Source organism: Mariniflexile sp. HMF6888 (assembly GCF_044335535.1).
Classification (GTDB): Bacteria; Bacteroidota; Bacteroidia; order Flavobacteriales; family Flavobacteriaceae; genus Mariniflexile.
The window spans coordinates 486,546-498,650 of record NZ_JBIQVZ010000003.1 but is presented as its reverse complement, the minus strand read 5'-3'; the positions used below and the strand labels follow the sequence as shown (position 1 = coordinate 498,650).

The 12,105-nt window shown below is 35.9% G+C and carries 13 protein-coding genes; 4 read left to right on the top strand and 9 right to left on the bottom strand.

The genetic code is table 11. The features are described 5' to 3' along the window. Positions 1–349 precede the first annotated feature (349 nt). The 7 genes from ACGLWY_RS10775 to trmB form a co-directional block, all read right to left on the bottom strand. Positions 350–751 (bottom strand): hypothetical protein, encoded by a 402-nt coding sequence (locus tag ACGLWY_RS10775; protein WP_396619673.1) that lies wholly within the window; start codon positions 749–751, stop codon positions 350–352. Positions 752–776: 25 nt separating this feature from the next. After that, on the bottom strand, positions 777–2,105 hold the full coding sequence (locus ACGLWY_RS10770; protein ID WP_396619672.1) for a glycoside hydrolase family 19 protein: 1,329 nt from the start codon (positions 2,103–2,105) through the stop codon (positions 777–779). Positions 2,106–2,348: 243 nt separating this feature from the next. Further along, positions 2,349–2,699 (bottom strand): T9SS type A sorting domain-containing protein, encoded by a 351-nt coding sequence (locus ACGLWY_RS10765; RefSeq protein WP_396619671.1) that lies wholly within the window; start codon positions 2,697–2,699, stop codon positions 2,349–2,351. 47 nt (positions 2,700–2,746) lie between these two features. Further along, positions 2,747–3,829 carry a tetratricopeptide repeat protein gene (locus ACGLWY_RS10760; RefSeq protein WP_396619670.1) on the bottom strand — a complete coding sequence of 361 codons (1,083 nt, stop codon included), beginning with the start codon at positions 3,827–3,829 and terminating at the stop codon, positions 2,747–2,749. Positions 3,830–4,654: 825 nt separating this feature from the next. Next, on the bottom strand, positions 4,655–4,984 hold the full coding sequence (locus ACGLWY_RS10755) for an MGMT family protein (RefSeq protein ID WP_396619669.1): 330 nt from the start codon (positions 4,982–4,984) through the stop codon (positions 4,655–4,657). A 2-nt stretch (positions 4,985–4,986) separates the two neighbouring features. Further along, entirely contained in the window at positions 4,987–5,616 is a 630-nt protein-coding gene (locus tag ACGLWY_RS10750; RefSeq protein ID WP_396619668.1) for a LysE family transporter, read from the bottom strand. A gap of 2 nt (positions 5,617–5,618) precedes the next feature. Beyond that, complete coding sequence (trmB, locus tag ACGLWY_RS10745; protein WP_396619667.1) at positions 5,619–6,293, bottom strand: tRNA (guanosine(46)-N7)-methyltransferase TrmB; 675 nt, start codon at positions 6,291–6,293, stop codon at positions 5,619–5,621. Positions 6,294–6,427: 134 nt separating this feature from the next. Between trmB and ACGLWY_RS10740 the strand changes: the two genes are divergently transcribed. Next, on the top strand, positions 6,428–7,483 hold the full coding sequence (locus ACGLWY_RS10740; RefSeq protein ID WP_396619666.1) for a glycosyltransferase: 1,056 nt from the start codon (positions 6,428–6,430) through the stop codon (positions 7,481–7,483). Here the strand turns inward: ACGLWY_RS10740 and ACGLWY_RS10735 are convergent. Next, positions 7,457–8,500 (bottom strand): sensor histidine kinase, encoded by a 1,044-nt coding sequence (locus ACGLWY_RS10735; protein ID WP_396619665.1) that lies wholly within the window; start codon positions 8,498–8,500, stop codon positions 7,457–7,459. The genes ACGLWY_RS10740 and ACGLWY_RS10735 overlap by 27 nt on opposite strands. Further along, on the bottom strand, positions 8,500–9,180 hold the full coding sequence (locus tag ACGLWY_RS10730; protein WP_396619664.1) for a response regulator transcription factor: 681 nt from the start codon (positions 9,178–9,180) through the stop codon (positions 8,500–8,502). The genes ACGLWY_RS10735 and ACGLWY_RS10730 overlap by 1 nt, the downstream gene beginning before the upstream one ends. 279 nt (positions 9,181–9,459) lie before the next feature. Between ACGLWY_RS10730 and ACGLWY_RS10725 the strand changes: the two genes are divergently transcribed. From ACGLWY_RS10725 to ACGLWY_RS10715, 3 genes are all read left to right on the top strand, one after another. Further along, positions 9,460–9,801, top strand: a complete 342-nt coding sequence (locus ACGLWY_RS10725; protein WP_396619663.1) for a T9SS type A sorting domain-containing protein — start codon at positions 9,460–9,462, stop codon at positions 9,799–9,801. A gap of 153 nt (positions 9,802–9,954) precedes the next feature. Continuing rightward, positions 9,955–10,680: a T9SS type A sorting domain-containing protein gene (locus ACGLWY_RS10720; RefSeq protein ID WP_396619662.1), complete on the top strand. Its 726-nt coding sequence runs from the start codon at positions 9,955–9,957 to the stop codon at positions 10,678–10,680. Between the two features lie 381 nt (positions 10,681–11,061). After that, positions 11,062–12,042, top strand: coding sequence for an acyl transferase (locus ACGLWY_RS10715; RefSeq protein WP_396619661.1), 981 nt, complete (start codon positions 11,062–11,064; stop codon positions 12,040–12,042). The last annotated feature ends 63 nt before the right edge of the window (positions 12,043–12,105 follow it).

The following is a 12,105-nucleotide window of genomic DNA, read 5'->3' as shown; positions in this document are numbered from 1 at the left end:
CTGCGTGGTAGCCATCGCCGTCATTGTCCAGAAACCAGCCTCTTACCGGGTTGCAATCATAGCCCCATCTGGGATCATCGTCATCACAATCCGGGCCATTTGTAGAAGAGCTCCATCCTATACCAAGGTGAGTACTTCTTTGTTGGGCTGCCCTGTGGTAGCCATCGTTGTTCAAGAACGTGTTCAATGTTCTCTATAAAAACCCACAGCTTTTTTACGGTCGTGGGTTTTGTTATAATGTTAAGGCTACTGCTTTATTAAATAACCGCACGAAGGATTGGACTTCGCCGTATTTTATTTCGTGCAGTTGTTGTTTTTTTTGCGGATTTTTACATCACAATAGTTATCATTATTGTTTAGTATATAACTCTAGCTGCCCTCTATCATTTGTTATTGATAAAATAGTAACACCATTAGCGTCTGTGTGAATGTTATTTACTATATCGCAAGCATTATCATTTAAATCATCAATACTTTGTCGTCTTTTCAAATAAATATCATATCCGTTTGAATTGGAATTACAAGAAGAAGTAATACTATATAGATAAACTTCAGTTTGCAATTGTCCATTTACATATTCTAGTTGATTCCCTTGATTAGTAAATACAATTTTATATTCAGGATCATCTTTAGATAACCAAGTTCCTATTATTTTTGTCTTGTAAGCAGTAATTCTTTCCGATTGTGACTGAGCTTTACAACCATACGTAAATCCTAAAATAATTACTAACACTAAACTTATTTTCTTCATAATTTTATTATTATTATTATTATTATTATTGACAATTAATATTTTCTTTTGCTTTGTTAAACCGTGCCTTTCTATCTGCTAATCCCTTTTTCTTTTTTCCATTTATTTTAATTGTAACATTATCTACTGTTGCTTCTTTGTCAAAATCTTTGTATTTATCTAAAACCCTAGTTTTGAAATACCACAATCCACTGAGTATAGCCAAATTATTATCTGTTGATAGTAAATCCGGGTTAGTTACTACATCTATATCGGGGTCATTATTAGCATTATACCATGTTTGGAAGTCCTCATAATTTGCTTTCCATGTTAATTGCATGATTCCTCTACCCCTATACTTATAACCATCTCCACTAGCTACATCACCATTGTGATAATTACAACACATAGCAATATTTGCAACTCCTTTTGAATTTTTTAAATAATCGTTTGCATAATATAAATTAACGTCTTTTGAAGCTGCGGTTGAGTCAGTAGTGAATTTAGTGTATGTCTCTGCTAGTTTACTGGCAGTTGTCCAATAGGTGCTTTCTGTTACTTGCAGTGTTCCATATCCTCCTGTTTCATGTCCAGTTTGACTAAGTAAATGTTGGAGTTTAATTTTAGTGTCTACTCCTAAGCTTTTTGCGTACTTATTAATTGTATTACTTAGTGTTTCAAGATTAGTATCACTCGCAGCGGGGAACAATGTCTTTAAATCTTCTTTTGAGGTCTTACATAGTTCACAATCCTCAGCGGTTTTACGATTTGCATCATTATCATCACAATCTGGGCCTTTGGTTATAACATCTGTCCATCTTCCCGGTGCAGTAGGCATGGTGGAGGACATTTGCACAATTGCATGGTAGCCGTCGCTGTCATTGTCCAGAAACCAGCCTCTTACTGGGTTACAATCATAGCCCCATCTGGGATCATCGTCATCACAATCCAGGCCATTTGTAGAAGAGCTCCATCCTATACCAGGGTGAGTACTTCTTTGTTGGGCTGCCCTGTGGTAGCCATCGCCGTCTAGGTCCAGATAGTACCAGGTTAGTGTTGTTGTACCCGTACCTTGCGTGCTATTTCCTAATAGCTGGTTCGCTTGTTGTATGTTGGTTGTTGCAGTTGATATATATCCTGTAGCTGCTGCTTGTGCCAAGTTTGTTTGGGTTAATTGTACGTTATTTCCTGTTGCAGCGGCTATTTCCATGGCCGTAAGCAGTTCTTGTTGCGCCTGTTCCAGTGCCTGTTCTGCTTGTGCCTTTGCCTGTCGTGCCTGTTCCAGTGCGGCCTGTGCTGCTAGCGATTGCTGTAATGATGCTGTTATATCCAATGTTTGTATCTGATTCCCTATATCAAACAGTACTACTCCCATGGCCTGTAATTTTTGTGCCTCTGCCATTGCTGCTTCGGCTGCGGCTTTTGCTGCTTCAGCCTCTTGTTCTTCCAGTCTCTTATTGTATGCATCTATGGCTTGTTTGCAACCATAGTATTGGCTGGAACCTACTTCATATTTATAGCATGAAGAATAATCTAGTCGTTGCTGTGCATATCCCATTATGGTACTTAGTATTGCTACAATACAAATATATCGTTTTATAGTTTTTTGCATCCTTATTTAGTCTTTAATTACCATTCGGGTGTATATTTCGCCATTAACCATTACCTGTACTATGTACATGCCCTTTTTAAGGTTACCCCCATAAAGGGTGTACTGGTGCTTACCGGCGGCCTGCATGACTCCAGGCTCCAGGGTTGCCGGTACCGGGTTCCCGGTAAGGTCGTACACGCTTACGCTTACCTGGGCATCGGTCTCCAGCTCATAGGCAATGAGTACATTATTTACAAAGGGGTTGGGATACAGGGTAATAAAATGTTCTTTTTGCTGGCTTAGGGCCAGTAACTCGCTTTCAGACATTTCTTCGTCTTCACCTTCATTGTCTTCTACTTGTTTTAAGATAACGCGCATGGGAGGCCCTGCCTCTTGCCATTGTGGGCTATAGGTTTCCAGATCGGCTATAAGGTATTTTTTTTGTTAACGGTTTTAAGTTCCATTTGTGCCGAAATCAAGATCCAGTCTATGGTGTTTATGCTTGGAATGTCGCTAAAGGGCCAGTCAAAGACCATTTTCAGTTGTTTAAAATACAGGGCTTTGTGTCCCCATCTGGCAGTGTCCCTGCATATGGTATTGTTAATTTCCCATTGGTAGCTTACCTTGTTGTTGCCCTGTGCTGCAAACTCACAGCTTATGGGCAGTATTTCCGTGATCTGTTTGCCGGACCATTCCAACGCTATTAATTTGCCCTTCCATTTGCCGTCTAGGTGTTTGCGCTTAAAGGTTTTGCTTGTTGTTGGTTGCCCTTTTTGGATGGTTGTTTTCTCAATGGCCGCTTGGGCAATGCCCGTGTTCTGGTGGGTTTCTTTTTCTTTGATCTGCTTGCTTATTGCCGTGTCCACCTTGTCTTTTGTGTTTTCGGCAATATGTTTCAATAGCTGCTTACTGTTGGGGGTACCGCTCTGGTTGCAGTACGCTATCGCCTTTTGGGTGTCTTTGGGAACGCCGTATCCGAAATAGTGGCAATAGCCCAACCAGTGCTTTGCCATGGGGTTGGGGGATTGTTCAAACCACGAAAGGGCGGCTTCGTAGCTTTGCGGTACGCCCTGGCCTTTTAGGAAATTGTACCCCATAAAATAAGCGGCTTCCTTATTTCCATGGTTGGACGACCGGGCAAGCCAAACGACTGAACTAACCAAATCAATCGGGCAACCGATGCCCGATCTGTAAAAAAGGCCAAGTTTGTATTCGGCATAGCCGTATTCTTGTTGGGCGGCTTTCATCATATACTCAAAAGCCAAGTTTTCGTTTTTTTCGACGCCTACTCCATACTGGAGCATGTCTGCAGATAGGGCCAGGGACACTGCATCCCCCTGATTGGCACAATCCTGTAAAACGGTATAGGCTTTTGCATGGTCTGGCTTGGTATTGGCCGTACCGAAGAAATAGGTACCTGATAATTTAATGGCTTCGGCACAATCGTTCTGGGCAGGCCCCATAATGCTCCATAAACAGCCAAAGCAGACGAGTAGTGTTTTTCTCATGTCTTTAGAATTAGTTTGTAATTGGTTTTATACAAAACAACAAGAAAAAAATTACAAACAGAGTTCTATTTGTATCAAAGTACTGTACGAAATGTTGTAATTGATATAAAAATAGCTTTACATCATTTAACATATTATTACCCATTCTAATTCGAAAAAAGTCGAGAATATCATCAACATAGCCTCTCGACCTTGCTCGATGTATTGTAATTGCTTTTAACTATTTATATTTATTGTTTTAATTTGGTGAAGGTGGAACACTCTGAATAATCATCCCCATGTGTGAATGCCATTCCCTTATGGGTGTTTCATGTTTTTTTCAGTGATTATTTTTGAATAAGAATAGACGGTACTACTTGGGTTTTGCCTACCGCAGGGTCTGTATAGATATAGTGCCCCTTACATCATAGCCTATTATAGAAATGTTATGAGAAATTATGTTGTTTTGTCTTTTTGATCTGTCTTTAGGAAAATAGGATTTGGAGTTGATATGGTCCCGGTCTTTATATCTGTTATTAAGAAATAAACCACTCTGGACTTGAAGTCCATAGTTTTGTTTACAGACTAATCTGCAAGGTTAGTTTGCGAAATTAATCGGTGAAATTTTACCGCAGATTCGCAAATTTTTAACATTTTAGGTAATCTGCGGTAAAAATTTTTAGCCACGAAATCTTAGTTGTTTTAAGAATTTGTGTCATTCAAATCGATGATTATTCAAGTGAATTTGTGACCCGAGCGACAGCGAACGGGCGAAGCAAATTCGTGGTTAACTTTTTTTTAAAGCGAATGCCCTGCAGCATTTGCAATTAATGAAGTGGTTTAAAATCACAATTCCTTTGAAGGCTCCCAAAACACATTTTCAAAATCCTGTATTTGGTTATCAACTACTTTAATCCCTTCGCTTTCTAAAAGCTGCTGCATTAAATTAGTACCATCAAAATGATGTTTGCCCGTTAGTAAACCTTTTCTATTAACTACACGGTGTGCTGGCACATCCTTTCCCATTGAACCATTCATGGCATACCCAACCATACGTGCACTTCTTGCTGCACCAAGATATGTTGCAATAGCACCATAACTAGTAACTCTACCATAAGGGATTTGCTTGGCGACTTCATAAACTTTATCAAAAAAACTCCATGTTTCTGGCTGCATACCTACACTTCTTTGATGATATTAATTAAGGTGATGATTGAAATCACGCCAGTCACAGTGCCTATAAGGTAGTTCATGCTTTTTTGGGACGTAATTGATTTATTTTTTATTTTGTCAAAAAAGAACATATACACATAAAGCATCACAAAAGTGCCCATAGCAGCCCCTGCCACATACGAAATAATACTAATTTGATTAAAATCCAACCATCCAAACGATGCTATAGTAATGGTCATATAAGCTTGATACGGAATGGGAAATACGTTAATCCCAGACATAAAAACACCTTGAAAAAAGCGGCTTTTTTTACTGCGTATTTCAGGCTCGGCAACTTCTTTAGGTTCTATTTTAGCTATAAACAAAAAGTAGATGGTTATAAGTACAAAAACAACAAACGCCACACGCTGCAGTATATCCACAATTTCGGGATGATGACTTAAATAGCTTGCAAAAATGGCAGCTACATACGTTTGAATCAATACAATGGCACTAACACCAATTGAGAACACGACACCTCTTGTATGCCCTTCCTTTAAGCTTATTTTAGCCGCAGTCATGTTTAGCAAACCTGGTGGAACAACCCCTACTAAAGCTATAATTAAACCCAAAAAAAAGATAATGGTTATATTCACAACTATTTAATTTTAAACCGAATATACGTAATTGGTTTGTTTTGTTCTAAATATTGCGATTCGTAAAAAGTTTGAATGCTTGTAACTTCCTCAGGACTACCCTCCTGTTTGTACACATTATGGTTGGCATACAATACCTCGTGTCCTGCGCCATGCAGCAGCCCGAGTGTATAACCATGCATAAATTCGCTATCTGTTTTAAGGTTTACAACACCATCTTCTTTTAAAATGGTTTTGTAACGTTTTAAAAACTCAGCATTCGTCATGCGGTGTTTGGTCCGCTTGTATTTTATTTGTGGATCTGGGAATGTAATCCAAATTTCATCAACTTCATGAGTTCCAAAAGCATAGTCTATAAGTTCAATTTGCGTTCGTAAAAATGCGACATTTGAAATATTCTCTTCTACCGCTGTTTTAGCACCACGCCAAAAACGAGCACCTTTTATATCAATACCAATAAAGTTTTTATTTGGATATTTTTTTGCCAATGCCACCGAATACTCCCCTTTGCCGCAACCCAGTTCCAACACCAGTGGATTGTTGTTTTTAAATACTGATTGGTTCCAATTTCCCTTTAGAATAAAGCTGTTATTAACCAATGCATCTCTTGTTGGTTGGTAAACATTACCAAATGTTTCGTTTTCTTTAAATCTTCTTAGTTTATTTTTACTTCCCACGGACTCTCTTTATATAATAATTTGGTAAAATTAAGGAAATATACCCAAGCATTTATATGCTTATCTTTGAATTTGGTAAAAAAGACCGACCCCGAACTAAATTCGGGGTCACGCTTAAATAAATATACATACTTTTGAAAAAACGTATTTTAGTTGCGCCTTTAAATTGGGGCTTGGGACATGCTACCCGCTGCATTCCTATTATAAATGCATTGTTAGCTCATGGTTTTGAACCTGTAATTGCTAGTGATGGGGTGGCACTTTCCTTGTTGCAAAAAGAGTTCCCTAGACTATCTTCGGTTGAATTACCTTCCTATAACATTACCTATGCTAAAAATGGCAAATTCTTTAAATTAAAACTTCTTACAGACTCACCCAAACTACTAAAGGCTATTAAATCTGAAAAAAGAGCCATAAAGCAGATTGTTGAACACAACCATATTTCGGGAATTATTTCTGATAATAGATTGGGCGTTTATAGCAAAAAAGTGCCTTCGGTATTTATTACGCACCAATTGAATGTTTTAAGCGGAAACACGACTTGGTTGAGCACAAAAATTCATGAGAAATTCATTAAAAAGTTTGATGCATGTTGGATTCCTGACGTTGAAGCTACCATTAACTTAAGTGGAAAGTTAGGGCATCCGGATACTTTTGAAATCCCAACAACCTACATAGGACCTTTAAGTCGGTTTGAAAAACAACATGCGAAAATTGCAAACGATATTATGGTTTTACTGTCCGGTCCTGAACCACAACGTACATTCCTTGAAACCAAACTTTTAAGTGAGTTAAAAAACTACTCCGGTAAAGTGGTTTTTGTAAATGGGGTTATGGAAAAAGAACAAACCATACAAATAATTGGTAACATAACCGTTTATAATTTTATGACGTCGAGCTTATTGGAAAAAACCATTAACGAAAGCGCTGTCATTATATCACGATCCGGTTACACAACGGTTATGGATTTGGCTAAACTTAATAAAAAGGCTTTTTTTATACCAACTCCTGGGCAGTTTGAACAAGAATATTTAGCGACACGACTTACAGAATTAAACCTAGTGCCCAGTTGCAGTCAGCAAGCTTTCACTTTAGATAAGCTAAACGAATTGGATGATTTTAATGGACTGAAATCTTTTGACTATGAACCTGATTTTAAAAAACTATTTAGCCTTTTCGAGCGTAAATGAAAACTCGCTGCCAACACCAAACTCGCTTTCCACATATATTTTCTCTCGGTGCGCTTCAATAATATGCTTCACTATAGAAAGGCCTAAACCAGAACCGCCCTCTTTACGCGAGCCACTTTTATCGACTCTATAAAACCGTTCGAATATACGCGATAAATCTTTTTTCTCTATACCTTCACCATTATCGGTAACCCTTACGATAACTTTGTTTTTTATAAGGTTTTCTATGCTTACCTCTGTTGTGCCTTTTTCCCTTCCGTACTTTATGGAGTTTACAATAAGGTTTGCCAATACTTGCTGTATGCGTTCTTTATCGGCTTTTACTAAAACAGGAGTGAAATAATCAGCATCAAAAGTAAGTGTAATTCGTTTTTTTGAAGCTTTCATTTCAAGCATATCAAATACGCTTTTTACTAATTCTACTATATTAAAAACTTCGGTATTTAAACTTAAATCACCAACTTCCAGCTTGGTTATCATATCTAAATCTTTCACGATATAACCCAATCTTTCTACACCTTTACTGGCTCTTTCTAAATATTTCTCTCTAAGGTTTTTATCTTCCATAGCACCGTCAAGCAATGTTAAGATGTAACCTTGCACTGTAAATAAAGGTGTTTTTAATTCATGTGATACGTTGCCTAAAAACTCTTTTCTGTATTGTTCCCTAACTTTTAAAGATTCTATTTCTATTTTTTTATCGCGCGCAAACTTATCAATTTCTTCCGTTAGCGTTTTCATGTCGGTTGTTATAGTACCTTTTGTTATACTTGTCGATTCTAAAAGCGTTAAATCGTCGTATATTTTTTTTACCCGTTTATAAATGAACCGTTCCACTCTAAATTGAGTAACAATAAAAGAAAATATGTAGGTACTAAAAGCAAGCAGTAGTACATACCTTATATTAAAAGAATAAAATGTATATAAAAAAACACTCGTTAAGAGCGTTACATAAATAGTAATATAAAGCGATGTATTAATCGCGAACTTATATGATTTTTTAAATTTTGGTTGCATTAATCTACAAACTTATAGCCAACGCCTTTTATGGTTTTAAAGCTATCATCTCCTATTTTTTCACGTAGTTTACGAATGTGCACATCTATGGTTCTACCTCCAACTATAACTTCGTTACCCCAAACGGTATCGAGAATCTCATCGCGTTTAAAAACTTTACCTGGCTTTGATGCTAATAAAGATAGTAATTCAAATTCTTTTCTCGGCAAAATAATTTCCTTTCCTTTTGAAGTAATTTTATACTCGTCTCTATTTATTTCTAAGGTTCCTATTTTAAAAGAATCTACAACATCCTCTTCTTTAAAGCGTCTTAATAAGGCTTTAACTTTACTAACCAACACTTTTGGCTTAATGGGCTTGGTTATATAATCATCGGCACCTGCATCAAATCCTGCTACTTGTGAGTAGTCTTCACCTCTAGCGGTTAGAAATACAATAAGTGTATTTTGTAAATCTGGGTGTTTCCTAATGAGTTCACAAGCTTCAATACCATCCATTTCTGGCATCATCACATCTAAAATAATTAAATTAGGAAGTTCCTTTTTTGCTTTTTTAACGGCTTCGCTACCATTTTCGGCAGTAATTACTTGATAACCTTCACTAGATAAATTGTAACTAACTATTTCTAAAATATCTGGCTCGTCATCTACTAATAGTATTTTAATATCCTTCTTTTTCATAAGTTTTTTAAGTTTCAAAGCTGCAAAGTTTCTAAGTTTTAGAGTTCTTACTTCTCTTCTCTTTTTTTTTGTTTAAAACAATAAACGTTTTTTCTTGAAGTAAAGATAAAATTAATAACAAGACTTTATAGAAATTTATCACGATTCTAAAATAAATAACATTAAGATAACAAACAAGTTACAGTAACTTAAACTTTCGTTCAAACACATATATCTTTAACACTTTTTTGGCATCAATTTTGTTGTAATTGTGTATCTTTATAGCGTTTAATAGAATCTATGAGAAAAAAATACTTTTTAACTTTATTTCTTGCTTTGGCATTTTTTACCACCTTTTCCGGGTTTGGTCAAAATAGTGTCAGCAATAATTCTATTCCACAAAATATAGAAAACTTATCTATTTATCCTAACCCTGTTAGTAACGGCAAAACGTTTATATATATTACATCTAAACTTAATTTAACCAAGAGCATTGAATTTTACGATGTTTTAGGTAAGTTAATTTTCAGTACCGTTTTAACTGGCAAAGAGTTGAATATTTCAAATTTAAGTAAAGGTGTTTATGTTTTAAAGATTACGGAGAGCAACATAAGCGAAACCAGAAAATTAGTGATAAAGTAAAGCAATCGTTATATTGTAGTAAAAAACAGCTAAATAGCTGTTTTTTTTTGCTTTAATTTAAAAAATATTCATAAGTTTGTAGGATATGTATTAATTATTATTCTGTTGTTATAAAAAAAACCTTACACATTATTTTTTACTTTTCTTATTTCTTTGATTTCTTTTGGACAGACTATAAACGAAATTGATTCAGATCAAACAGGAACGGATACGGCTGAGTTTATTGAAATTAAATGGACTCCAAATACGTCCTTAAGTGGATATATAGTTGTTTTATTTAATGGTTCAACAGACACAAGCTATGATACCATTGACTTAGTTACTGCAACTACAGATGCTAATGGTCTTTATCTAATCAGTTTCCCAACTGGCGGTATACAAAACGGCGCAGATGCTGCTGCGATTTATCAGGATTCAGCTACCAATTTCCCTTCTGGCACTGGCACAATAACAACTAATTTAATAGATGCGATTGTTTATGGAACAAATGATGAAGACGATACCGGTTTATTAACGGGTTTAGGAAAGACCGTTCAATATAATGAGACCACCACCGAATCCCTTAACCGAGCAGATGATGGCTCTTATTATACTGCCACTCCAAGTGCTGGTACAGTTAATAATGTTTTATCTACCCAAAACAAATATATTGAGACTATTGGCATATACCCAAACCCAACAAGTTTAGGTTACGTAAACATTTCCGGCAAAGGCAATTCTAAAATGGATGTTTCCGTTTTTGATGTTCTAGGGAAACAAATTATTAATGAAACGGTTAACAACCATATACTTAATGTTTCAAAATTGAATTCTGGCATTTATATCATGAAAGTATCTCAAGACGATGCTACCATTACTAAAAAAGTAGTGATAGAATAATTTAGCTCGCTTTATTAATTTTTAGAGGCTGTCTAAAAAGTCTAGTTCTATGTCATATTGAGCTTGTCGAAATAGTTTAATTACTAGTAATCAATATCGGTTTCGACAAGCTCAACCTGACAAATTAAATTTAAAAGACTTTTTAGACAGCCTCTTTTATTTTATTTATTTGTAAGCGAAAATGCTCTTTGCGCTAGCTGGCTCGTTTGCTAAAATAACCCGCTGGGTCATTTTATACGCTCCACCCTGTTTCATAATGAAATCTTTTTTATGTCGCATAACAGCGCTACGGAACTTAAAAAAGTCAAAATTAGGGAGCTAAATGTGAATTTTGCAGGTAAAAGAAAACGTTTAAATCACTTCTTTATCTACTTTTGCCATATGATAAATACAAACGCTATTTTCAACATACAAACAGAAGAAGAATTTGAAGATGTCACATTAAAAATCTTTAAATTCCAGTTTGAAAACAATCGTGTTTATAGATCGTTTTGCGATTTGCTATACAAACATCCTGGTGATGTAAAAACAATACAAGAGATTCCGTTTTTGCCCATTCAATTTTTTAAAACCCATAATGTTTTAAGTTCAAAAGAACCCATTCAATCCACTTTTACAAGTTCTGGAACGACGGGAAGCATGGCGAGTAAACATTTGGTTACCAATTTAGGAATCTATGAAAAAAGTTTCAATAAAGGATTTCAGCAATTTTATGGCAATATTGAAGATTATGTGGTTTTAGCATTACTTCCAGCTTACTTAGAACGCAAAGGGTCTTCTTTAATCTACATGGTAGATGCTTTGATTAAACAATCCAATCATCCAGAAAGTGGGTTTTATTTAAATAATCTTTCCGATTTAAAAAACAAATTAACACAGTTAGATTCCAAAGGACAAAAAGTGTTACTTATTGGTGTTTCCTTTGCTTTGCTAGATTTAGTTGAAACCTATCCATTCAACCTAAAGCATACCATTATAATGGAAACTGGCGGTATGAAAGGTCGTAGAAAAGAATTAATTCGAGAAGAACTGCATCAAGAATTAAAACAAGGCTTTGGCGTAGAATTTATTCATAGCGAATATGGCATGACCGAATTACTGAGCCAAGCCTATTCTAAAGGCCATGGTATTTTTAATACTCCAAATTGGATGCGTATTTTAACCCGAGATACCGAAGATGCTTTGAGCATTCAACCCAAAGGAAAAGCGGGAGGTATTAATGTGATTGATTTAGCAAACATCAACTCCTGTTCATTTATTGCAACGCAGGATTTAGGAAGGGTTTATGAAAACGGTTCTTTTGAAATTATCGGACGTTTTGATAATTCAGATATCCGTGGTTGCAACCTAATGGTACTGTAAGTTACAAACTGCTTTCCGACTTATTACAAAATTACTTTATGTAACATCCATGGTTATTAAAAG

Excerpts from the sequence above, each read along its gene's own strand:
- ACGLWY_RS10775 (WP_396619673.1), bottom strand. The coding sequence starts at position 751 with ATGAAGAAAATAAGTTTAGTGTTAGTAATTATTTTAGGATTTACGTAT.
- ACGLWY_RS10770 (WP_396619672.1), bottom strand. The coding sequence starts at position 2,105 with ATGGGAGTAGTACTGTTTGATATAGGGAATCAGATACAAACATTGGAT.
- ACGLWY_RS10765 (WP_396619671.1), bottom strand. The coding sequence starts at position 2,699 with ATGCGCGTTATCTTAAAACAAGTAGAAGACAATGAAGGTGAAGACGAA.
- ACGLWY_RS10760 (WP_396619670.1), bottom strand. The coding sequence starts at position 3,829 with ATGAGAAAAACACTACTCGTCTGCTTTGGCTGTTTATGGAGCATTATG.
- ACGLWY_RS10755 (WP_396619669.1), bottom strand. The coding sequence starts at position 4,984 with ATGCAGCCAGAAACATGGAGTTTTTTTGATAAAGTTTATGAAGTCGCC.
- ACGLWY_RS10735 (WP_396619665.1), bottom strand. The coding sequence starts at position 8,500 with ATGCAACCAAAATTTAAAAAATCATATAAGTTCGCGATTAATACATCG.
- ACGLWY_RS10730 (WP_396619664.1), bottom strand. The coding sequence starts at position 9,180 with ATGAAAAAGAAGGATATTAAAATACTATTAGTAGATGACGAGCCAGAT.
- ACGLWY_RS10725 (WP_396619663.1), top strand. The coding sequence starts at position 9,460 with ATGAGAAAAAAATACTTTTTAACTTTATTTCTTGCTTTGGCATTTTTT.
- ACGLWY_RS10715 (WP_396619661.1), top strand. The coding sequence starts at position 11,062 with ATGATAAATACAAACGCTATTTTCAACATACAAACAGAAGAAGAATTT.